We start from the raw sequence: 22,431 nt of genomic DNA, 5'->3' as shown, positions 1-22,431 counted from the left end.
ACTTCACCGTCACGTTGCATCCCGGACTGACCGGACCTGGACTGACGCCGTGCGTCCGCCATCGCTCAGGCCTGTAGGTGTCTCTGCCTTTTCACCCCCGCCACTGGAAGATTCAAGGAAGAATCCATGACTAGCTCAACCGAGGTCCTTTCGTCCCGCCAAGTCTGGTGGACGGCAACCATCGCCGGTATGGCCTCTTACCTGGACGCAGCGGCGATCGTCACGACCGGCACGGCACTTGTCCTTTTTCAAAGCACGTTCCATCTCGGGCCGGCGGAGATTGGTCAACTCTCCGCTCTGTTGACCGTCATGATCGCAGCCGGCGCGCTGGTGGGTGGCCGGATGGGTGACCGGTTTGGCCGGCGCAAGGTCTTCACATGGACGATGTGGGTCTTTGCACTCGGCGCACTTTCCCTCGTCGTCGCGGCGGCCCCTGGCATGTTGTACGCCGGAGTTGTTCTGCTGGGCTTCGCAGCCGGCGCGGACCTTCCCGTGTCGATGGCCATGATTTCCGAGAGCGCCCCTCCCGGAAAGAAGGGCAAGATGGTCACCTTTTCCCACGTTCTGTGGATGGCGGGTGTCCTGGTAGTCATGGTCCTGGGAATTGTTGTCGGTGACCTGGGAGAGGTCGGCGCACGGATTATGTACGGCCACCTGCTCGTTGTTGCACTCATTGTCCTAGTGCTGCGGGCAGGCCTTCCTGAATCGCGGGAGTGGACGAAGGCGCGCCTTGATTCTTCTGCCGAACAGGTGGATCTCGGCTCCCTTCGGCATTTGGTGGGCTCTCGCTACCTGGGTCCGCTCGTCGCGACGGGACTCTTCTATGCGATCGCCAACGTGGCCGCAAACACCAATGGCCAGTTCAGCACATACCTCTACACGAACGTCGCCGGGGCTAGCGTCGCCACAGCCTCCGCCTTCGGTTTGCTCGGCTTCGGCTGCAGCTTCATCGGCATGCTTGTCACCATGAGGGTCGTTGACACGCGCTGGAGGATGCCCGTATTCACGGTCGCAACCTCCATTTCCATCGCAGCATTCATTATCCCCGCGACACTCGGCGTGAGCACATGGACGTTGGCTGTCATGGGCGTCCTCTACTCCGTCGGGGGCGCTATCGCGGGCGAACCGATGTTCAAGGTCTGGTCTCAGGAACTTTTCCCCACCAAGCACCGCAGCAGCGCCCAAGGAATCACCATCGCCTTTACCCGCGTCGTAGCGGCGGCTTTTGCCCTCGTCACTCCGCAAATCATCGCGGCTGGGGCCCAGGCGCTGTTCATCTTCCTTGTCCTGACGACGCTGGCCTCATGCCTGATCGGGATCCTCTGGCTGGCTAGAATTCCCAGGGCATCTGACGCAGCCGCGGAACGGCACGAAAACGCATTGGCCAGCGTCGGCTAGCTGTCTTCCATGCGTACGTCGCAAACGGGCTGATGTGCGTCGTTCGGGGCGACGATGTCCCCTTTAGCCATGCTGGGTAATGGCCGGAGTGTGGCGCCGGGTGCTCTGCCTGGCAACGAGTTCCGGCGTGAACACCACCTGGCTGTGGACGTGACCGTTCTCGTCGTCGATTTCGTCGAAAAGGAGCTGGGCGGCACGCTCGCCGATCAGGTGCCGCGGCTGGCTGATGGAGCTGAGCGGAATGCTCGATTGGGACGCGAAGTCGATGTCGTCGAAGCCCACGATTGCGATGTCCTCGGGCACGCGGAGCCCGTTGGCGGCGAAGGACTGCAGGAGCCCGAGCGCCAGCTGGTCGTTGGCGGCAAACACGGCGTCCGGCCGCTTGTCGGGCTGAAGATTTCCGATGAGATCGCCGATCTGGCGCCCGCGCTCAAATTTCAGGTCGGGCGTTTCGAACAATTGCAGCGATACCCCAGCCGCTTCGGCCGCGTCGGCGGCACCGCGGTAGCGGTCCTCGACCTGCTGCAGCGTGAAGGGACCGCCCACGAACGCCGGGCGCACCGAACCGACGCTTAGGAGATGGGTCAGGGCTGTCGCGCCGCCGGCGACGTCGTCCACCGAAACCGAGCAGAACTGATCCGTGCGTGCGAGCCGGTCAACGAGCACCGAGGGGATGCCCCGGGCACGCATGGTTTCGAGCCGCTCCAGAACCTGGCCGAACGGGGTGATCAGGACGCCCTGGACGCGCTGCTGCTCGAACAGGTCCAGATAGGCCAACTCCCGCCCCGTGTCCTCGGCGCTGTTGGCCAGGATCAGGGAGTGCTTGTGGTCTTCGGCGACGTTTTCGGCCCCCAGCGCCACGTCGGTGAAGAAGGGGTTCCGGACGTCCAGTACGAGCATGCCGAGGCTCCGGGTGGACCCGGACCGCAGCGACCGGGCCGATTCGTTGCGCACGAATCCCAGCTGGTCGATGGCAGCCAGGACGCGGCTCTTCTTGTCGACCGAGACCTGCTCCGGCCGGTTGAGGACATTCGAAACAGTGCCGACGGAAACCCCCGCAAGCGCGGCGACATCCTTCAGCTTTGCACCCGGGCCGCTGGACACGTAAGAACCTCCCAATCACTGAATCGAATCAATCCGCTCCTTCAATGTTACGTCGTTCACATTGGCCGCCCGGATGTTTGCTGGTTGACACGCAGCGGAAACAAGCCCTAACGTGTGAGTAGGTTCACAAATGAATCGATTCATTACAAAGGAGTAACGGACATGGCCGAAGCACAGGACGCCACGGTTCGGAGCACCCGGAGGGCCGAGGCGGCAGATGTTCCGCTTCTGGAACTGCGGGATATCCACAAGTCCTTCGGCGCGGTGCACGCGCTGCGCGGCGCCAGCCTCAGCCTGTACCGGGGTCAGGTCACCGCGCTGGTCGGAGAAAACGGCGCCGGCAAATCCACTCTGGTCAAGACTCTCGCCGGACTGCACCAGCAGGACCGTGGTCAGGTTCTGCTGGAAGGCGAGGAGGTCTCGTTCCGCGATCCGCTCCATGCCCGCGAGGCAGGGATCGCCGTCATCTACCAGGAGCCGACCATGTTCCCGGATCTCACTGTCGCCGAGAACATCTTCATGGGCCGGCAGCCGCTGCGCTCCCTGCGCAGGATCGACCGGAAGGCGATGCGTCAGCAGGCCCTGGAGCTTTTTGAGCAACTGGGGGTCAAGATCGATCCCGACCGGGCCGCGCAGGGTCTCTCGATTGCCGACCAGCAGGTGGTCGAAATCGCCAAGGCCATTTCGCTCGACGCGCGCGTCCTGATCATGGACGAACCGACGGCGGCGCTCAGCGGCGTCGAAGTTGACCGGCTTTTCGCCGTCACCCGGACCTTGCAGGCCCAGGGGGCCGCGGTAATGTTCATCTCCCACCGCTTCGAGGAAGTCTTTGCCCTGGCGGACTGGATCACCGTGATGCGCGACGGCGCGCACGTCGCCACCGCCCCGGCCTCCGAACTCACCGTCGACGGCGTGATCCGGCAGATGGTCGGACGCGACGTCGCGTCCTTGTTCCCGAAGCAGGAAACGACGATCGGGCCCACCGCCCTCGAGGTGAAGGGGCTCAGCCGCAAGGGCGTGTTCTCGGATATTTCCTTCACCGTGCGGGCCGGCGAAATCGTCGGCCTCAGCGGCCTTGTGGGCGCCGGGCGTTCCGAGGTGGCGCGGGCCGTCTTCGGCATCGACAAATACGACTCCGGTGAAGTCCTGGTCCGCGACGAGCCGCTCAAATCCTTGTCCCCGCGGGCATCGATGGCCGCCGGGCTCGCGTTCGTGCCGGAGGACCGGCGCAAGCAGGGCCTGGTCATGGAGCTGAACGTGAGCCGGAACCTCACCCTGACGCTCCGGCGGAAACTGAGCCGTTTCGGCCTCCTCACCAATCAGTCCGAGGCCCAGGCCACAAAGGAATGGGCCAAGAAGCTGCAGATCAAGGCGGGGTCCCCGATGTCCCCGATCTCGACTCTTTCAGGCGGCAACCAGCAGAAGGTCGTCCTGGGCAAGTGGCTGGCCACCGGCCCGCGAATCCTGATCATCGACGAACCCACCCGCGGAATCGACGTCGGCACCAAGTCCGAGGTGCACCGGCTCATCTCCGAGCTCGCGGGCACGGGCCTTGCCGTCCTCATGATCTCCTCGGAACTGCCCGAGATCCTAGGCATGTCAGACCGCGTACTGGTGATGCACGAGGGACGGATCACCGCCGAACTTAGCCGTAAGGACGCCACGGAGGAATCGGTCATGACGGCCGCCACGGGAGTCGACCCGAAAACCAAGGAGACAACAGCGTGACCACCCTAACCCTGCAACGTCAGCCGTCCACGGCCTGGCTGGGGACGTTGACCCGATCCCGTGAATTCAGCGTGTTCCTCGCGCTGGTCATCCTGATCGCCGTCACAGTAGCGGCCAACCCGCGATTCTTGAGCGCGCAGAGCATCAAAGACCTGCTGCTGAACTCCTCTATCCTGGTGATCCTCGCCGTCGGCCAGGCGATCGTGATCGTGACGAAGAACGTGGACTTGTCGGTCGGCTCAGTGCTCGGACTGACAGCATTCGCGACCGGAAAAATCTTCATAGCGCTGCCCGATCTTCCCGTGATCGCCATGCTCGTCATCGGCATCGCCCTCGGCGCCATGCTGGGGGCCATCAACGGGGCACTGATCGCGGTGGCCAAGGTGCCGGCCCTGGTGGTCACCCTGGGAACCTTGTACATCTTCCGCGGCGTTGACTTCGCCTGGGCCCAGGGCCAGCAGATCAGCCCCTCCGACCTGCCGGCAGACTTCCTGGCCCTCGGTGCCGGCACGCTGCTGGGATTCCCCTACCTGGCCCTGATCGCGCTCGCGGTCGTCATGGCTTTCGGCCTCTACCTGAAGAACCTCCGTTCCGGACGCGAGTTCTACGCCATCGGATCAGACGTCCAGGCCGCCCGACTGTACGGAATCCGGGTCGGGCGGAAGGTCTTCTCCGCCTTCGCAATCTCCGGCGCCCTCGCCGGACTCGGCGGGGTCATCTATGCAGCCAAGTACGGCAACCTGGACGCGACGGCGGGCCAGGGCCTTGAACTGAACGTCGTGGCCGCGGCCGTGGTTGGCGGGGTGGCCATCGCCGGCGGTGTCGGCACGGTCTACGGGGCAGCCCTCGGCGCCGTGCTCCTGACCACCATCACCTCTGCCCTTCCGGTCCTGGGCGTCTCGCCGTTCTGGCAGCGGGCCATGATCGGCGTCCTGATCCTGGCCTCGATTGTCCTGGACCGATACCTTGCCCTGCGCACCGAGCGCCGTCTGAGAGGACACGATTCACATGCTGGTTGATACAGCACCGCCGGCAGCAGAAACCCGCCGCGCCCCCCGCTTCGGCTTCCTGCGCAGCTGGGACACCGCCATCATTCTGGCCCTCGTGGCCAGCATCATCGTCGCCTCCCTGACCGTGAGCGGTTTCGCAACCTCCCGCAACGTCGGGTTCCTCCTCATCGACGTGATCCCGGTCCTGCTCCTGGCGCTGCCGATGACGCTGATCATTATCACCGGCGAGATCGACCTGTCCGTCGCCAGCATCGCAGGCTTCGTCAGTTGCGTGTTCGGAGCACTCTGGAACGCCGGGATGCCAATGGAAACCATCGTCCCCTTGTGCCTTGTCCTCGGCGCCGTGTCGGGGGCACTGAACGGTTTCCTGGTCTCCGTGGTCGGGCTGCCGTCACTGGCCGTGACCATCGGTACCTTGGCGTTGTACCGCGGGCTTGCCTTCGTTGTCCTGGGGGACCAGGCGGTCACCAGCTTCCCGCGGGCCATCACCACGGGCCTGCAGGCAAAGATCGGCACCACGGGCATCCCCGTCTGGATTCTGCCGGTCATCCTCCTGGTCATCATCTTCGGTGTCGCCCTGCACTTCACCGGCTTCGGCCGCTCCCTGTTCGCCATCGGCTACAGCGTGGACGCCGCCCGTTTCTCGGGAATCGGCGTCGCGCGGACCAAGTTCTGGCTCTTCGTCATCTCGGGCGCCGTCGCGGCACTGGTCGGCGTGTGGTGGACCCTGCGATACGGAAGCGCACGCGGTGATAACGCCACGGGCCTGGAACTGTCGGTCATCGCGGCAGTACTGCTCGGCGGCGTGTCCATCTTTGGCGGCAAGGGCACCCTTCCGGGCGTCATCGCCGGAGTCGGGCTTCTGGCTATCCTGCGCAACGCGCTCCAGCTGGCGAGCGTCCCCGAGGACACGCTGTCCATGCTCACCGGCGGCCTCCTGATCCTGGCCGTCGTCGCCCCTAACGCCATCGCCTGGGTCCGTTCCCTCTCCCACAAAGCTTCAACGACCTGACCACCGTTCACACCACAGCAACAACGACGTTCAGTTGAAAGGCACCACTATGAAATTCATGTCCACGACCGGATCGCGTCGCCTCGCGCCGGCCTATATCGCCGTCGCCACGGGAGTCGCGCTGGCGCTTAGCGCCTGCGGTGGAACCACCAACACCTCCAGCACCGCCGGCGGCGGGGCCGCATCTTCCAGCGCCGCAGCGGATCCGAATGCGCCGATCAAGGAAGGCCTGAAGGTGGCCTTCCTGCCCAAGCAGCTGAACAACTCCTACTTCACGGTCACAGACCGCGGCGGCAAGGCCGCGGTGGACGAGTACAAGGGCGTCTTCTCCGAGGTGGGCCCCTCGGAGGCCAGCGCCTCCAGCCAGGTGAGCTACATCAACACGCTCACGCAGCAGGGCTCCAACGTCATCGCAACCTCGGCCAACGATCCCAAAGCCATCTGCTCGGCGCTGGACGAGGCCCGCAGCGCCGGCGCGAAGGTGGTCACCTTTGACTCGGACACCGACCCCTCCTGCCGCGACCTCTACATCAACCAGGCCACCGCTGAAGGCATCGCGTCCACCCAGATCAAGCTCATCTCCGACGCCATCGGTCCCGACGGCGGGGACATCGCCATTCTGTCCGCCACGGCCAACGCCACGAACCAGAACGCGTGGATCGAGCTGATGAAGAAGGAACTTGAGAAGCCCGAGTACGCCAAGCTCAAGCTCGTCGCCACCGCGTACGGCGATGACAACGCCCAGAAGTCCCAGCAGGAAGTCCAGGCGCTCCTGCAGGCCCACCCGACGCTCAAGGGCATCATCTCGCCCACGACTGTCGGCATTGCCGCAGCCGCCCAGTACCTCTCCGGGTCCGAGTACAAGGGCAAAGTCCAGCTGACGGGCCTCGGCTTCCCGAGCCAGCTCAAGGAGTACCTGAAGAACGGCACCATGAAGTCGTTCGCCCTGTGGGATGTCGAAAAGCTCGGCTACCTCGCCGCCTACGCCGGCGCGGCCCTCGCCTCCGGCCAGATCACCGGCGCCGAAGGCCAGACGTTCAAGGCCGGCACCCTGGGTGAGTTCAAGGTCGGGCCCAACTCGACCGTTCTGCTCGGCGAACCCACGGTCTTCACGGCCGCGAACGTGGACCAGTACAACTTCTAGGCACCCCGCTCCGGCGCTGATGTCATGATCAGCGCCGGAGTTTCTTCACCAAACACGCACAATGCTATTGTTGAAATGAATCGATTCAATCGACTACATGATCAAGAATCGAGATCAGGAGAATTCCTCATGAGGGTGTGCTTCCGCTCCTCGGTCAAACCCAGCCAGATACCCGAATACCGGCGCCGTCACGCCGCCGTTTGGCCGGAGATGCTCCGGGAGCTCAAGGCGGCCGGCTGGAACAACTACTCGCTGTTCCTCGCCGACGACGGGCTGCTGGTGGGGTATGTGGAGTGCGACGACTTCGACGCAGTGCGCGCCCGCATGGCCCTCACCGAGGTGAACGCACGCTGGCAGGCCGAGATGGCAACCCTGTTCGAAGACGAAGCACAGGCGCCGGACCAGGGCTTCCTCCAGCTCACCGAAATTTTCAATCTTGAGGACCAGTTGTCCGCGGCCAACGCCGCTGAGGACAACCCCCAACCGCAGAAGGAACAATCATGAACACCATAGAAACGGCCCTGGGTCGCCTCGGGGAACTCGCCATCGAGGTCCCGTCCTGGGCCTACGGCAACTCCGGCACCCGCTTCAAGGTGTTCGGCACCCCCGGCACCCCGCGCACCGTCCACGAGAAGCTGGCCGACGCCGCGAAGGTCCACGAACTCACCGGCCTGGCACCCACGGTCGCGCTGCACATCCCCTGGGACAAGGTGGATGACTATGCGGCCCTGAAGGAGTATGCCGCGGACCTGGGCGTGGGCCTGGGCACGGTGAACTCCAACACCTTCCAGGACGATGAGTACAAGTTCGGGTCCCTGACCTCTTCCAACCCGGCGGTCCGCCGCCGCGCCGTCGACCACCACCTTGAGTGCCTGGAGATCATGCACGCCACGGGTTCGCGGGATTTGAAGATCTGGCTCGCGGACGGCACCAACTACCCGGGCCAGGATGACATGCGCGGCCGGCAGGACCGCCTGGCCGAATCCCTGCAGGAAATCTACGCCGGCCTGGGCGAGGACCAGCGCCTGGTGCTGGAGTACAAGTTCTTCGAGCCGGCCTTTTACCACACCGACGTCCCGGACTGGGGCACCTCCTACGCCCAGACCCTGGCCCTGGGCGAGAAGGCCTTCGTCTGCCTCGACACCGGCCACCACGCTCCCGGCACCAACATCGAATTCATCGTCATGCAGCTGCTGCGCCTGGGCAAGCTCGGCTCCTTCGACTTCAACTCCCGCTTCTACGCGGACGATGACCTGATCGTCGGCGCGGCCGATCCCTTCCAGCTGTTCCGCATCATGCATGAGGTCATCCGCGGCGGCGGCTTCGGCAAGTCCGCAGGAGAGAATTCGGGCGTGGCCTTGATGCTGGACCAGTGCCACAACCTGGAAGAAAAGATCCCGGGCCAGATCCGCTCGGTGCTCAACGTCCAGGAAATGACGGCCCGCGCCCTGCTGATCGATACCGATGCCCTGGCCGAGGCTCAGCGCAGCGGAGACGTCCTGGCCGCCAACGGCATCTTCAACGATGCCTTCTACACCGATGTCCGTCCTGCGCTGGCGCAGTGGCGTGAGTCCCGCGGCCTGCCCGCGGACCCGATGGCCGCTTTCAAGGCCAGCGGCTACCAGAAGAAAATCAACGAGGACCGCGTCGGCGGCCAGCAAGCCGGATGGGGAGCCTAAGAGTTATGACTGACAACAAGACTGTTGAAGAGCTGATCTCCCGGTCCAACCGCCTCGGCGCGGACAAGCGGAACACCAACTTCGCCGGCGGCAACACCTCCGCAAAGGGCACCGAGAAGGATCCCGTGACCGGCGAGGACGTCGAGCTCCTGTGGGTCAAGGGCTCCGGCGGGGACCTGGGCACGCTGAAGGCCGAAGGCCTTGCCGTGCTGCGGCTGGACCGGCTTCAGGCGCTCAAGAACGTGTACCCCGGCGTCGAGCGTGAAGACGAAATGGTGGCGGCGTTCGACTACTGCCTGCACGGCAAGGGCGGCGCCGCGCCGTCGATCGACACCGCCATGCATGGCCTCGTCGACGCCGCGCACGTGGACCACCTGCACCCGGACTCCGGCATCGCCATTGCCACGGCCACCGACGGCGAGGCCCTCACCAAGGAGATCTTCGGCGAGAAGGTGGCCTGGGTGCCGTGGCGCAGGCCCGGATTCCAGCTGGGCCTGGACATCGCGGCGATCAAGGACGCCAACCCGCACGCGGTCGGCACCATCCTCGGCGGCCACGGCATCACCGCCTGGGGCGCAACCAGCGAAGAGGCCGAAGCCAACTCGCTGTGGATCATTGAGCAGGCCGAGCAGTACATCAAGGATCACGGCAAAAACGAACCATTCGGGCCCAAGCTTCCCGGCTACGCCGCCCTCCCGGAGACCGAGCGCCGCGCCAAGGCTGCCGCCCTGGCCCCCGTGATCCGCGGACTCGCGTCCACCGACAAGCCGCAGCTGGGGCACTTCAGCGACACCCCCACCGTCCTGGAGTTCCTCGAAGCCGCCGAGCACCCGCGGCTCGGCGCCCTGGGCACCTCCTGCCCGGACCATTTCCTGCGCACCAAGGTCAAGCCCCTGGTCCTGGACCTGCCCGCGGACGCCTCGATTGAGGACTCCGTGGCCCGGCTCAAGGAACTCCACACCGCCTACCGGGCGGACTACCAGGCCTACTACGACCGCCATGCGACCCCGGACAGCCCCGCCCTGCGCGGCGCGGACCCGGCGATCGTGCTGGTCCCCGGCGTGGGCATGTTCTCCTTCGGGGCGAACAAGCAGACCGCCCGGGTGGCGGGGGAGTTCTACCTCAACGCCATCAACGTCATGCGCGGCGCCGAGGCCGTCTCCAGCTACGCCCCGATCGAGGAATCCGAGAAATTCCGGATCGAATACTGGGCCCTGGAAGAAGCCAAGCTGGCCCGGATGCCCAAGCCGAAATCCCACGTCGGCCGCATCGCCCTGGTGACCGGGGCGGCGTCGGGCATTGGCAAGGCGATCGCCACCCGCTTCGCCGCCGACGGCGCCTGCGTGGTCATTGCGGATCTGAACCTGGACAACGCCCGGGCTGTGGCCGCTGAACTGGGCGGCTCCGACGTCGCGATCGGCGTCCAGGCCGACGTCACCGACGAAGCCCAGATCGCCGCAGCTATCCAGGAAGCCGTCCTGGCCTTCGGCGGATTGGACCTGGTGGTCAACAACGCCGGGCTCTCCATCTCCAAGCCGCTCCTGGAAACCACTGAGAAGGACTGGGACCTGCAGCACAACGTCATGGCCAAGGGCTCGTTCCTGGTGGCTAAGGCCGCAGCGAAGGTCATGATCGACCAGGAAATGGGCGGGGACATCATCTACATCTCCTCCAAGAACTCCGTGTTCGCCGGCCCGAACAACATCGCCTACTCCGCCACCAAGGCTGACCAGGCCCACCAGGTCCGGCTCCTGGCTGCGGAACTGGGCGAGTACGGGATCCGGGTCAACGGCATCAACCCCGACGGCGTGGTCCGCGGCTCCGGGATCTTCGCGGGCGGCTGGGGCGCCAAGCGCGCCGCCGTCTACGGGGTGCAGGAAGAGGAGCTGGGCAAGTACTACGCCCAGCGCACCCTGCTCAAGCGCGAAGTGCTGCCCGAAAACGTGGCCAACGCCGCCTCCGTACTCACCGGCAGCGAGCTCTCCCACACCACCGGGCTCCACATCCCCGTCGACGCCGGCGTGGCCGCGGCCTTCCTGCGATGAGCACGGAACCCTCAGCGACGAACGCCGCCCCGGCACTCGTGGTGACGAACAGCAGTGCGGCGCCCGCCCGCAGTGTCTCCGCCGGCAGCGTCTTCGCCGCCGTCGACATCGGCGCCTCCTCCGGCCGGGTCATCCTGGGCCGGGTCACGGGCAGTCCCGATGGGGCGAGGGCCGAACTGGAGACGGTGCACCGCTTCCCCAACGGGGTCAAGGAGCTCGACGGCGGTCTCCGCTGGGAATTCGACGCCCTGTTCGCCGAGGTCCTCACCGGGCTCGCGGCCGCCGCCACGGCGGCCGCGGCCCGCGGTGAGAGCATCGCCAGCATCGGGATCGACACCTGGGCCGTGGACTACGGCCTGGTCAACGCCGCCGGCGACCTCGTCGCGGCGCCCTTCAGCTACCGCGATGACCGCCGCCGTGCCGCCGTCGCCCGGGGCCACCAGCTCCTGGACCCGGCCCGCCTCTACGCCACCACGGGGCTGCAGTTCCTGCCGTTCAACACGATCTACCAGCTCGCCACGGAGACTCACCTGGAGGGGCTGCAGGCGCTGCTCATCCCGGACCTCATCGGGTTCCTGCTGACGGGCCGGCGCCGCATCGAGGCCACCAACGCTTCCACCACCGGCCTCTTCGACGCCGTCGCGGGGGAGTGGGCCACGGAATTCCTGTCCGCCCTGGGCCTGCCCGCCGGACTGTTCCCGCCGCTCATCCAGCCCGGCGAGAAGGTCGGCACCCTCACAAAGGACATCGCGGACCGTCTGGGCCTGCCCGAAAGCACCGCAGTGGTGGCCGTCGGCTCGCACGACACCGCCTCGGCCGTCGCCGCCGTGCCCGCAGGCGCCGGAGGCGATGAGGAGAAATTCGCCTACATCTCCTCGGGCACGTGGTCCCTGGTCGGCGTCGAGCTGTCCCACCCGGTCCTGACCGAGGCCAGCCGGGCCGCGAACTTCACCAACGAACGCGGCGTGGACGGCACCATCCGCTACCTGCGCAACGTCGGCGGCCTCTGGCTGCTCAGCGAGTGCCAACGCACCTGGGCAGGAGAGGGCTACCGGCCGGAACTGGCCGAACTGCTCGACGCCGCCGCAGCTCTGCCCGTCGGCGGCCCGCTCATCAACGCCGACGACCCCTACTTCATCGCCCCCGACAACATGCCCGAACGCATCCGGGCGGCGGTCCGCAACACCGGCGCGGTCCTCCCGGAGCATCCGGCGCACATCGTGCGCTGCATCCTGGACAGCCTCGCCGTCGGCTACGCCCGGACCATCGCCGACGCCGAGCGGCTCGCGGACGTGAGCACCGACGTCGTGCACGTTGTGGGCGGCGGTTCCCAGAACCGGCTCCTGTGCCAGCTCACCGCCGACGCCACCGGCAAGCGCGTGATCGCCGGCCCCGTGGAAGCCACGGCGCTGGGCAACGTCCTGGTCCAGGCCCGCGCCGCCGGCGTGGTCAGTGGCGGGTTGGGGGAGCTGCGCGCCGTGGTGCGTGCCTCCCAGCACCCCTCGGAATATGTGCCGGCGCGCCGTCCGGCCCCTAGCCCCATGACCAGCGGAGGTGTCCTGTGAGGATCGCATTGTTTGCCACGTGCATCGTGGACGCCATGTACCCGAGCACGGCGCGCGCCACCGTGTCTATCCTGGAGCGCCTCGGCCATGAGGTCATCTTCCCCGGCGGGCAGGCATGCTGCGGGCAGATGCACGTCAATAGCGGCTACTTCAAGGAGGCGCTGCCGGTCGTCGCCAACCACGTGAAGGCCTTCGAGGCGGATGAGTACGACGTCGCCGTCGCGCCGTCCGGCTCCTGCGCCGCCTCCGTGAAGCACCAGCACCCCATGGTCGCCCGCCGCTGCGGGGACGCCGGGCTGGAAGCCCGGGCGGCCGCCGTCGGACACAAAACCTACGAGCTCTCCCAGCTCCTGGTGGATGTCCTGGGCGTCACCGACGCCGCGGCGCAGCTGGGCTCCTACTTCCCGCACCGGATCACGTACCACCCCAGCTGCCACGGCATGCGGCTGCTCCGGCTCGGCGACCGGCAGCTGGACCTGTTGCGCTCGGTCGGCGGCATCGAGCTGGCCGAACTGCCCGAGGCCGAGCAATGCTGCGGCTTCGGCGGCACCTTCTCGATGAAGAACGCGGACGTGTCCTCGGCGATGCTCGCGGACAAGACCGCCAACATTTGCGGCACTGGCGCCGACCTTTGCGCCGGGGGTGACGCGTCGTGCCTGATGCATATCGGCGGTGGACTGTCCCGGCAGGGCAGCGGCGTCACCACGATGCACTTCGCCGAGATCCTGGCCAGCACTTTCGAGGATCCCGCCGCCGTCACCGGCGACGTCCGCCTCACCACCGGAAGGACCGCACGATGAGCGGCACATTCCTGGGGATGCCGTCCCTGCCGGTCTTCGGCATCGGCAACCTGCACGAACACGAGCCCTTCCCCAAAGCCGCGCACCGCGAACTCGGCAACACCCAGCTGCGGGCAAACCTCGGCCACGCCACCCGGACCATCCGGGACAAGCGGCTGGCCGTCGTGTCCGAACTCCCCGACTGGGAGGAGCTGCGCGACGCCGGCCGGGCGGTCAAGGAATCCGTCATGGCCCGGCTGCCGGAGCTGCTCGAACAATTCGAGGCGAACTTCACCGCCCGCGGCGGGACCATCCACTGGGCCCGCGACGCCGGCGAAGCCAACCGCATTGTCGCCTCCCTCATCCGGGAGCAGGGCGCCGACGAGGTAGTCAAGGTCAAGTCCATGGCCACCCAGGAAATCGGCCTCAACGAGTACCTTGAGGAACAGGGGATCGCGGCGTTCGAGACCGACCTCGCCGAGCTCATCGTCCAGCTGGACCACGACAAGCCCAGCCACATCCTGGTCCCGGCCATCCACAAGAACCGCACCCAGGTCCGGGACATCTTCCTGCGCGAAATGGAGGGTGTTGACCCGGAACTGACCAACGAACCGGCCCGCCTCGCCGCGGCCGCCCGGGCCCACCTGCGGCGCAAATTCCTCAGCGCCAAGGTGGCCGTGTCCGGCGCGAACTTCGCCCTCGCGGACTCCGGCACGCTCGCCGTCGTTGAATCCGAAGGCAACGGGCGCATGTGCCTGACACTCCCGGAAACCCTTATCACCGTCATGGGCGTGGAGAAGCTGCTGCCGGCCTGGGAAGACCTCGAAGTGTTCATGCAGCTGCTCCCGCGGTCCTCCACCGGCGAGCGGATGAACCCCTACACCTCGCTGTGGACCGGCGTCACGCCCGACGACGGGCCGCAGAACGTCCACCTCGTCCTGCTGGACAACGGACGCAGCGCCGCCCTGGCCGACGAAATGGGCCGCTCCGCCCTGCACTGCATCCGCTGCAGCGCCTGCATGAACGTCTGCCCCGTCTACGAACGCACCGGCGGGCACGCCTACGGATCCACCTACCCGGGACCGATCGGCGCGATCCTGTCCCCGCTGCTGACCGGGATCACGGCGGAGGAAAACAACTCCCTGCCCTACGCCTCGTCCCTGTGCGGGGCCTGCTACGACGCCTGCCCGGTGAAGATCAACATCCCGGACATCCTGGTGCACCTGCGCGGCGAGGACGTGGACAGCAAACGCGGCAAGAAGAAACTGCCCAGCCAGATGGACCTCGGCATGAAGGCCGCCTCCTGGGCGCTGTACTCCGGCAAGAACCTCGGTCTGGTCGAGAAGGCGCTGCCCCTGGGCCGGATCGCCGCCGGCCCGGATAAGAAGATCACCAAGCTGCCGGGCATCGCCGCCGGCTGGACCCAGAGCAGGGACATTCCCGCACCGCCGGGGCAGTCCTTCCGGCAATGGTGGAACAAGGAACACCAGGCACCGGCTGGCCCTGCGGCTGCCGGTACTGACGTCCCGGGGGCCGAGCCCGCCGGCCCGAAGGAGAACCCGTGAACGCGCGCACAGAAATACTCGACCGGATCCGCTCGGCCCTCCGGGACGCCCCGGCCGTCCCGGAGGTGCCCCGCGACTACCGGCGCTCTTCCGAACTGGGCGAGGACGCGCTCATCGAACTGCTCACGGACCGTCTCCTGGATTACAAGGCGAACGTCTTCGTTGAGGATGCCGCCGCGGTGCCGCAGCGGCTCGCCGCGCTGCTCGAGGGCACCGGCCGCTACGCCGTCCCGCACGGCCTCGCGGAGGCCCTGTTCGCGGAGGCGGACGCGCACGACGGCGGTTCGGGCCGCCGCGTCACCGACGCCCCGGGGCACCGGCTGAGCGTCGAGGAATTGGACGGGGTGGACGCCGTCGTCACCGGCAGCGCCGTGGCGGTCGCCGAAACCGGCACCATCGTCCTGGACGCAAGTCCGGATCAGGGCCGCCGCGTCATCAGCCTCGTTCCGGACCGGCATATCTGCCTGGTCCGCGCCGGTGACATCACGACCATCCTGCCCGAGGCCCTGCGCCGGCTCGACGCCACCCGTCCGCAGACGTGGATCAGCGGGCCCAGCGCCACGAGCGACATCGAACTCGAACGCGTCGAAGGCGTCCACGGCCCGCGGACCCTAGATGTCGTGATCGTGCGCGGCTAAGTAGCAGGGCAGCCCCGCTTCCCTTGTAAAAAAGGGGAAGCAGGGCCTCCTGTTGGGTGGCGACGGGTTCCGGGAAAGCACCGCCAGCCCCGATCACCCAGACGATACTCATGGTCTTCTCAGGTGGGAGTTGAACCATGGAAACATGTACCTAGTCGACCCCAGAGCCTATGCACAGCGTTTACTGCATCCTGGCGCTTGGTTCCTCACGTCGATCCGCCGGCACCTGACTGCCGGGGAGCAGCGGCCCGCCCACTCCCGTCTCGACTACCTCGAGGCCGGCATCACCGGAACAGTCAGCACCGCCTACACGCGACGCAGAGCCAAGGAACTCGAACAAGCATTCCGCAACGGCGAGGTCTCCTACGAGGACGCGTGCCTGGAAATGGAGCAACTCGACGGAGGGGTCTGAGCGGTGCCTGCGCTCGCCGGAGCCGGGGCCGCAAATAGGGGGAACCCCTGTCAGTGCGACTGACAGGGGTTCCTTGCCGTTCGGTAGCTACCGAATCGACCCGTGTCTATTCTGGATACCATGGCAAAGCGACATGCCGGAGACGCTACCTGGGAGCCGAAGTGACCCTTAGCCGCCACCGCCGGTCGACCTTGGCGACCGCACTCGGTGCGTCGGCTGTCTTCTGCGCTCTCGCTGCCTGCGCCCCGGCTGCCGACCACCGCTTGGCCCAAGCGAGCCCGCGGCAGAGCACTCCCGCCCCGGCCCCATTCCAGACCCCTCGGAGGACGACGCCGGAACGCGTGGTGGTCATCGGCGATTCCCTCAGCACGGGGTTCGGCACCTCCCCGGAGGAAGCATGGCCGCGCCAACTGGGCCAGGCGCTGCAGTCCGGGCAGCAGCCGGTGGACATCATCAACGCGGCAAAAAACGGTGCGGGCTACCTTGTCGCCGGAGAGGGAGGGGAGACGTTCGGGTCGCAGATCGCCGCCACGCTCAATGCCTCGACAGACATCGTTGTGTTCTTTGGCTCGGACAACGATGCAGGCCAGGATCCGGCGGCCCTGAAAGCCGCCGTCGCGGACGCCCTTTCGACAAGCAAAACCCTGGCCCCCCACGCGGCCAGGATCGTCATCGGCCCCCTCACGGCCTTTGAGCCGGTGAAGGCGGATGTTGATGTAATCCGTGACCAGGAGAGGACAGTTGCCCTCGACGCAGGCGCAGAGTTTGTTGATCCGATCACGGAGCATTGGATAGCCGGGCCCAACTCTCCACTCCTGGGGCCCGACCACGAACACCCCAGCAGCCAGGGACAGCGATTCCTGAAAGGCATGATCCAAGGCATACTCGCGTCCCTGAAAAGCCCCGCCGCCGTGACTTCCCCTCCCGGAGCCCCTCGCCATTGAACGTCCGCATCCCGCCGATGCTAGTGCTTCCGCTGCCGGACTGTTGCGCACGACGACGGCGGAACAGCTGGCAGACCTTGAAGCGTTGGGGGCGCTCTCACGCCTGGCCGCGCTAGGATGCACGTTATGAGCGCGTGCAGACGCTAGCCCCGTTCGGGGGCCGGCGACAATGGAAAGGCATTCCATGATTCAGCACGCCATTGCTTCGCGCCTGTTCGCCATTTTTGGGCACCGTATTTGTTGCGGCAAAATCCCCGACTGGACTGCCCGCGTAGGCCAGACCTGGGACACTTACGACGTGGCGCCGTACAACCTCTACAACGTCATCTGGCGGGCTCAGAACTGGGTTTTGCAGAATTGTGAAAGCCGCGTCACCGACTCCTAAGCACCCAGGAACAGCTCCGGCCCCGGTAATCGGTCCAGGGCTTTCTGGTGCGCTCGTTAGGTTCCAAACAGCCGTCATCGTGTGCCGGCTCTCAGGAAATTGTGGGCACGCCCCTAGGAGAGCAAAACAAAAGGCCCCTGATTTGCCTTGCAAACAAAGGAAAACAGGGGCCTTGCTACGTGGCGGTCACGGTGGGATTGAACCCATATGGAAACTCCACTGCCAGGATCAGTAGCCGTACTTGTTGACCACGATCTGCACAATGTTGGTGTCGTCGTCCTGACCGTAGTCAGTGATCGTAACGCGTACGTCCCAGCCGTCGATGACTCCAATGCCCCGACAGTCCAGTCCGCCTGAATTGATCCTCCGCTCCCGTATGCATGGCTTGTACTCCTGTGGGATCAAACCTACTTGCTGGATGTAGTTCTCCAGGTCACCCTCCCGGTACTTCCGGTGAGTGTCCCAACGGTATGCGTACTGGGAGCAAGGTCCATCAAGCGGGATGCACAGTGCAGCACCCACCGGAGGCTGGGTATCCAGGTTCTCCCATCCCGGCTCTGGTTGGAGGCGGTCCGCAATCGACTTGAGCTCAGCGACGATCTGATCGCTCTTCCACGATGCCCAAAGGAAGAAGACGGTGACAAAGGCAACCGCTACTGCCAGCACGCTGAGCCATATTTTGCGGCCCCTGCTCATTTTCTTCCCGCACCCCACGGCGTACCTCTCTGGTTGTCGGGCCCGGAGTCCACCCCGCCACCGCGCTGGGCTGGTTCGCCGGCCGTCTCGCCTTCAACACTTGCCACCCCGAGCCGGGTGAATGACCGTCCGGCTGCGCAGGAGGCTGGCAGCGCGGGGTTAGCTGACTCGGCGATAGCGGATGTGGGTGGCCAGCGGTGAGTGAAGCACCTCGGCGGGTTCGAAGCCGAAGGATTCAACCCCGTCGAAGATCCGCTCGCCTGAACCGAGCAGGACCGGTGCGATGTCGAGGGTGAGCTCGTCGATTACACCCGCGATCAGTGCCTGTCGGACTGTCGAGGCCCCACCGGCGATGTCCACGCCGTTGTCCCCTGCCGCCTGGCGCGCTGCGGAGTAGGCCGCGTCGAAGCCCTCGGTGACGAAGTAGAAGGTCGTCCCGCCGTCCATCTGGATCGGATCATGTTCGTGATGGGTCAGCACGAAGACCGGCGCGTGGTACGGCGGTTCGGCTCCCCACCACCCGGTCCATTCCTCATCCCAATCCCCGCGGACCGGGCCGAACATGTTCCGACCCATTACATACGCGCCCCGCGGGCGCATGAGCCACTCGTTCGCGACTTTGTCGGCATGGTTGGCTCGCGGGTCGCCGATGTGCCAGCGGTGCAGCTCGAGCCCCCGCTTGCCCAGGGGGTCCTCGCGGCTCTGGTCCGGCCCGGCGACAAAGCCGTCCAGTGAGATCGACATGTGGCAGGTGGTGTCCGGCACCGCGAACCTCCTGAGTGAGTGCGACGTATATGCGGTCGTGTGGGGGATCCTAGCACGTGCTGGAATATGTCGGCCCGTGCGATGTCGAGGGCGATGACTTCAATCGGGTCGAGATCCGTTGCAATCATGCGCCTATCCTTTCGCGGAGCCAGGGACTCGGCCGCCTCGGTGAGCGAGCCGATTGCGAACGGCTCATTTCCCGTCGTCAGCTTCGTGACGCCCCGTGGACGCCGTTTCCCACCTGTATTCAATCCATACGGAATAGTTGTGGGAGCGTTCGAACATTGCCCGGGGTTCGGCGCCGTCGGCAGCTATCCACAGGATTTGATTGTCAGGAGTCACGCCGTCGACCCTGCCTGTTCTTACGATCTTATCTTTGATCCGAATTTCGACAGTCTCTCCTGCCACGGGCAGCCAATCCAGTTGCAGGTGCAGCTTGTTTTTCACTGGAATTCCTCCTAGCAGGACTCCCAAGCATTTCCCGTTAGCCTGCTGTCGCATCATTCTCGGAAGGACTTCCGGCGGCTGGCGCGGGATCCGCCGGGAAGCACGCGAGTGCCGTTTCATGCGCCGCCCGCAGTGCTTCCCGAACGGGAAGTGCCCGATGTTCCTCGGACAGGATTTCCACGCCCCAGGGACCGTTGAAGCCAATGGATGTCAGTGTCTTGATGAACCCTGCGACATCCTGGTCGCCTTGTCCGCAGAGGCGGCGATTGTCGCGGGTGTCTTCGAACAGGGAACCCCTGATGTCCGCATCCGCGTCGTTGAGTTCCACCCCGAAAATCTGGGCTGCGTCGAGGCTGGCCGACAACTCGTCCAGGGACGTTCCGGCACGGAATACGTGCCAGTAGTCAACGACCAGGCCGCAGCCGGGCATATCGACTTTTCGCATGAGGTCCGCCGCGGCCGGCACTGATCCGACCATCGAAAATGGCATGGGCTCCAGAGCAATGCGCGTCCCCCGAAGCGCGGCTTCAGCCGTCAAGCGACGGAGGGGCTCGACCAGGAAGTTGAGGTCATCCAGCGGCTTGCCGATGGTCGTTCCGACCTTTATGAACCTTGCCCCGAGTGTCTCGGCGGCCTCCAGGAGAAGGTCGAATTGCGGCCGCCACAGGTGGGTGAGGCTCTCGTCCCACCAGTCGGTGAGGAGCTCAACTTCCACATGGCGGAGGCCGGCGTCGTCGATGAGGCTCCGCAAGGCCGGAAAGCCCAGTGTTGCGCGTGCGGCGGCCAGGTCGTCGTGGGCGAGCCCAAAACCAGACCATCCCGTCGATGCGATGGCCTCAAGCCGCTCGGCGATGGGCACGGGACTGGTCTCGGGGCTTTGCAGCGGCGCCACGGCGCCCGCGCTGGTCCAGCAGGACGCTACAAGTTCCGGAGCAGGGGTGTCGGTCATTGTTCTCCTTTGAAGCAAATCCGGGACTGCCGTCGGAAGCGGTCAGTGTGTTGTAAGAATGAAACCACACTTCGATGGAACGTTCCATTGACATTGGGAATATTCCCGATCTAGAGTTGGAACGTTCCACCGTGAGAGGTGGATCACAGTCGTTCACAAACAGTTGGCCTCCGTTTTCCCTTCCTGCCGCGGCAGGGGGCAGAAGCGTACCGAAGGCCGAAATGGCGCGAATCAAAGGAGATTTCTCGTGGCAAAGTTCACTTGGCGGCGGGGCGTAACGGCTCTCGCCGTCGTCCCGCTTCTGGCGCTGGCGGCATGTTCAAGCAGCGGCGGCAAGCCCGCAGACACGGCAAGTGCCGGCGGTGGCGGCCAGGCCGTCTCGACGCCCCGGCTCAAGGTCGCCCTCATTACCCATGCCGAGGTTGGCGACACGTTCTGGGACATTGTCCGCAAGGGCGCGGAGGCGGCAGCTGCGAAGGATAATGTCGAGGTTCTTTATACGAGTGATGCCGACGCGGGGCGTCAGGTACAGCTGGTGCAGCAGGCCATTGACCAGAAGGTTGACGGCATCGCTGTCACCATCGCCAACCCAGGCGCCATGAAGGACGTGCTGAAGAAGGCCACTGACGCGGGTATCCCGCTTGTGAGCTTCAACGCCGGTGGGGACGTCTCCGCGCAGATGGGGGCGTTTACCCACTTCGGCTCCAACGAGACCTTGGCTGGCGAAGCCGTGGGCACCAAGTTGGCGGGGGACGGGTACAAGCACCCGATCTGCGTGATCCAGTCGCAGGGACAGGTGCAACTCGAACAGCGCTGCGCCGGCGTGAAGACGAAGGTGCCCGGCACTGAGATCCTTTATGTCAACGGGGCCGATATGACGGCAGTGCAGTCCACTGCGACGGCGAAGCTCCAGGCCAGCAAGGATGCTGACGTGATCATCGGGCTCGGCGCCCCCATCACTTTGACCATTATCAAAGCCGTGGCAGATGCCGGCAGCCCGATCAAGGTGGCCAGCTTCGACCTGAACCCCGCGCTGGCGCAGGCGATCAACGATGGCAAGGTCCTGTTCACGGTGGACCAGCAGCCGTGGCTGCAGGGCTACTCATCCATTGACGCCATCTGGCAGAACAAGCTTGGTGGTTTCAAGATCGGTGGCGGGCAGCCTGTCCTCACCGGCCCGACGATCGTCGACAAGTCCAACATTTCCGACGTGCTCAAGTACGTCCAGCAGGGTATCCGCTAACAGCCCGCTGGCCGGGCCGGCTTAGGCCGGCCCGGCAGCTAGGAGAATTATCATGACCCTCACCCAGACAAAGACAAAGTCGCCGGCGCCCGATGAGCGCGTCGCAAAGCGTAGTCCGTTCCAGAAACTGCTGGGACGTCCCGAGGTCGGTGCCCTGGTGGGCGCGATCGTCCTGTTCATTTTCTTCGCGTTGGTGTCCCCGACGTTCACCCAGCCCAACGCGCTGGCGACCATCCTGTACGGCTCCTCCACGATCGGGATCATGGCCGTCGGGGTGTCGCTGCTGATGATCGGCGGGGAGTTCGACCTCTCCACCGGCGTCGCCGTGATCTCCTCGGCGCTGACGGCGTCGCTGTTCAGCTGGTACTTCACCACGAACGTCTGGGTCGGTGTCGGCCTGGCCCTGGTGGTCTCGCTGTCCATCGGCTTCATCAATGGCTGGATCCTGATCAAGACCAAACTCCCGTCCTTCATCGTGACCCTGGCGACCTTCCTGATGCTGACCGGCCTGAACCTGGGCCTGACCCGGTTGATCGGCGGCTCGGTGTCCTCTCCCTCGATCTCGTCCATGGACGGCTTCGCCTCGGCCCGGGCCGTGTTCGCCTCCTCGGTGAGCATCGGCGGCGTCGAGGTCAAGATCACCGTGTTCTACTGGTTCCTGCTCGTCGCGGTCGCCACCTGGGTGCTGATGCGGACCCGCGTCGGGAACTGGATCTTCGCCGTGGGCGGGGACGCGAACGCGGCCCGCGCCGTGGGCGTGCCGGTCAAGGCGACCAAGATCGGCCTGTTCATGGCGGTCGGGTTCTGCGCCTGGATCCTGGGCATGCACAACCTCTTCGCCTTCGACACCGTGCAGTCCGGTGAGGGCGTGGGCAACGAGTTCCTCTACATCATCGCCGCGGTGATCGGCGGCTGCCTGCTCA

Annotated in this window: 22 protein-coding genes; 17 read left to right on the top strand and 5 right to left on the bottom strand. The window is 65.6% G+C overall.

Annotated elements, in window-relative coordinates; all coding sequences use genetic code 11:
* Positions 1 to 126: 126 nt before the first annotated feature.
* Positions 127 to 1,398 carry an MFS transporter gene (locus C9424_RS12030; RefSeq protein ID WP_116767067.1) on the top strand — a complete coding sequence of 424 codons (1,272 nt, stop codon included), beginning with the start codon at positions 127 to 129 and terminating at the stop codon, positions 1,396 to 1,398.
* Positions 1,399 to 1,461: 63 nt separating this feature from the next.
* Here the strand turns inward: C9424_RS12030 and C9424_RS12025 are convergent, their stop codons facing one another.
* Complete coding sequence (locus C9424_RS12025; RefSeq protein ID WP_237563423.1) at positions 1,462 to 2,517, bottom strand: LacI family DNA-binding transcriptional regulator; 1,056 nt, start codon at positions 2,515 to 2,517, stop codon at positions 1,462 to 1,464.
* 147 nt (positions 2,518 to 2,664) lie between these two features.
* Between C9424_RS12025 and C9424_RS12020 the strand changes: the two genes are divergently transcribed.
* The 14 genes from C9424_RS12020 to C9424_RS11955 all read left to right on the top strand — a co-directional run bounded on the left by C9424_RS12020 (position 2,665) and on the right by C9424_RS11955 (position 17,408).
* Complete coding sequence (locus C9424_RS12020; protein WP_116767065.1) at positions 2,665 to 4,230, top strand: sugar ABC transporter ATP-binding protein; 1,566 nt, start codon at positions 2,665 to 2,667, stop codon at positions 4,228 to 4,230.
* Complete coding sequence (locus tag C9424_RS12015; protein WP_116767064.1) at positions 4,227 to 5,249, top strand: ABC transporter permease; 1,023 nt, start codon at positions 4,227 to 4,229, stop codon at positions 5,247 to 5,249. Before C9424_RS12020 ends, C9424_RS12015 begins: the two co-directional genes overlap by 4 nt.
* Complete coding sequence (locus tag C9424_RS12010; protein ID WP_116767063.1) at positions 5,239 to 6,252, top strand: ABC transporter permease; 1,014 nt, start codon at positions 5,239 to 5,241, stop codon at positions 6,250 to 6,252. Before C9424_RS12015 ends, C9424_RS12010 begins: the two co-directional genes overlap by 11 nt.
* Before the next feature lie 58 nt (positions 6,253 to 6,310).
* Positions 6,311 to 7,396 carry a rhamnose ABC transporter substrate-binding protein gene (gene rhaS, locus C9424_RS12005; protein WP_116767168.1) on the top strand — a complete coding sequence of 362 codons (1,086 nt, stop codon included), beginning with the start codon at positions 6,311 to 6,313 and terminating at the stop codon, positions 7,394 to 7,396.
* Positions 7,397 to 7,525: 129 nt separating this feature from the next.
* Entirely contained in the window at positions 7,526 to 7,900 is a 375-nt protein-coding gene (locus C9424_RS12000; RefSeq protein WP_116767062.1) for an L-rhamnose mutarotase, read from the top strand.
* The gene (rhaI, locus tag C9424_RS11995) at positions 7,897 to 9,075 is read left to right on the top strand and encodes an L-rhamnose isomerase (protein ID WP_116767061.1); all 1,179 of its coding nucleotides are present in this window, start codon (positions 7,897 to 7,899) and stop codon (positions 9,073 to 9,075) included. Before C9424_RS12000 ends, rhaI begins: the two co-directional genes overlap by 4 nt.
* A gap of 5 nt (positions 9,076 to 9,080) precedes the next feature.
* Complete coding sequence (locus tag C9424_RS11990) at positions 9,081 to 11,120, top strand: bifunctional aldolase/short-chain dehydrogenase (RefSeq protein ID WP_116767060.1); 2,040 nt, start codon at positions 9,081 to 9,083, stop codon at positions 11,118 to 11,120.
* Positions 11,117 to 12,685: a rhamnulokinase gene (locus C9424_RS11985; RefSeq protein ID WP_116767059.1), complete on the top strand. Its 1,569-nt coding sequence runs from the start codon at positions 11,117 to 11,119 to the stop codon at positions 12,683 to 12,685. The genes C9424_RS11990 and C9424_RS11985 overlap by 4 nt, the downstream gene beginning before the upstream one ends.
* The gene (locus C9424_RS11980; RefSeq protein WP_116767058.1) at positions 12,682 to 13,485 is read left to right on the top strand and encodes a (Fe-S)-binding protein; all 804 of its coding nucleotides are present in this window, start codon (positions 12,682 to 12,684) and stop codon (positions 13,483 to 13,485) included. The genes C9424_RS11985 and C9424_RS11980 overlap by 4 nt, the downstream gene beginning before the upstream one ends.
* Positions 13,482 to 15,029 (top strand): LutB/LldF family L-lactate oxidation iron-sulfur protein, encoded by a 1,548-nt coding sequence (locus tag C9424_RS11975; RefSeq protein ID WP_116767057.1) that lies wholly within the window; start codon positions 13,482 to 13,484, stop codon positions 15,027 to 15,029. Before C9424_RS11980 ends, C9424_RS11975 begins: the two co-directional genes overlap by 4 nt.
* Positions 15,026 to 15,667, top strand: coding sequence for a LutC/YkgG family protein (locus tag C9424_RS11970; protein ID WP_116767056.1), 642 nt, complete (start codon positions 15,026 to 15,028; stop codon positions 15,665 to 15,667). The genes C9424_RS11975 and C9424_RS11970 overlap by 4 nt, the downstream gene beginning before the upstream one ends.
* Positions 15,668 to 15,812: 145 nt before the next feature.
* On the top strand, positions 15,813 to 16,079 hold the full coding sequence (locus tag C9424_RS11965) for a hypothetical protein (RefSeq protein ID WP_116767055.1): 267 nt from the start codon (positions 15,813 to 15,815) through the stop codon (positions 16,077 to 16,079).
* 161 nt (positions 16,080 to 16,240) lie between these two features.
* On the top strand, positions 16,241 to 17,023 hold the full coding sequence (locus C9424_RS11960) for an SGNH/GDSL hydrolase family protein (RefSeq protein ID WP_161958226.1): 783 nt from the start codon (positions 16,241 to 16,243) through the stop codon (positions 17,021 to 17,023).
* Between the two features lie 184 nt (positions 17,024 to 17,207).
* On the top strand, positions 17,208 to 17,408 hold the full coding sequence (locus C9424_RS11955) for a hypothetical protein (protein ID WP_237563422.1): 201 nt from the start codon (positions 17,208 to 17,210) through the stop codon (positions 17,406 to 17,408).
* Positions 17,409 to 17,636: 228 nt separating this feature from the next.
* On the opposite strand, the gene C9424_RS11950 is transcribed toward C9424_RS11955, so the two are convergent.
* The 4 genes from C9424_RS11950 to C9424_RS11935 form a co-directional block, all read right to left on the bottom strand.
* Complete coding sequence (locus C9424_RS11950) at positions 17,637 to 18,074, bottom strand: hypothetical protein (RefSeq protein WP_133247518.1); 438 nt, start codon at positions 18,072 to 18,074, stop codon at positions 17,637 to 17,639.
* Positions 18,075 to 18,263: 189 nt separating this feature from the next.
* Positions 18,264 to 18,848 carry a dihydrofolate reductase family protein gene (locus tag C9424_RS11945; RefSeq protein ID WP_202615844.1) on the bottom strand — a complete coding sequence of 195 codons (585 nt, stop codon included), beginning with the start codon at positions 18,846 to 18,848 and terminating at the stop codon, positions 18,264 to 18,266.
* A gap of 213 nt (positions 18,849 to 19,061) precedes the next feature.
* A complete protein-coding gene (locus tag C9424_RS11940) occupies positions 19,062 to 19,316 on the bottom strand; it encodes a hypothetical protein (protein WP_116767051.1) in 255 nt (84 codons plus the stop codon).
* Between the two features lie 37 nt (positions 19,317 to 19,353).
* The gene (locus tag C9424_RS11935; RefSeq protein WP_116767050.1) at positions 19,354 to 20,265 is read right to left on the bottom strand and encodes a sugar phosphate isomerase/epimerase family protein; all 912 of its coding nucleotides are present in this window, start codon (positions 20,263 to 20,265) and stop codon (positions 19,354 to 19,356) included.
* 247 nt (positions 20,266 to 20,512) lie between these two features.
* On the opposite strand from C9424_RS11935, the gene C9424_RS11930 reads away from it, so the two are divergent.
* Complete coding sequence (locus C9424_RS11930; protein WP_116767049.1) at positions 20,513 to 21,508, top strand: substrate-binding domain-containing protein; 996 nt, start codon at positions 20,513 to 20,515, stop codon at positions 21,506 to 21,508.
* Between the two features lie 52 nt (positions 21,509 to 21,560).
* Positions 21,561 to 22,431, top strand: an 871-nt coding sequence (locus C9424_RS11925; protein ID WP_133247517.1) for an ABC transporter permease, incomplete at its 3' end; no start/stop codon positions are given.

The organism is Arthrobacter sp. H-02-3, from assembly GCF_003097355.1.
GTDB lineage: Bacteria > Actinomycetota > Actinomycetes > Actinomycetales > Micrococcaceae > Arthrobacter > Arthrobacter humicola.
This window is presented reverse-complemented; position numbering and strand designations above follow the sequence as displayed.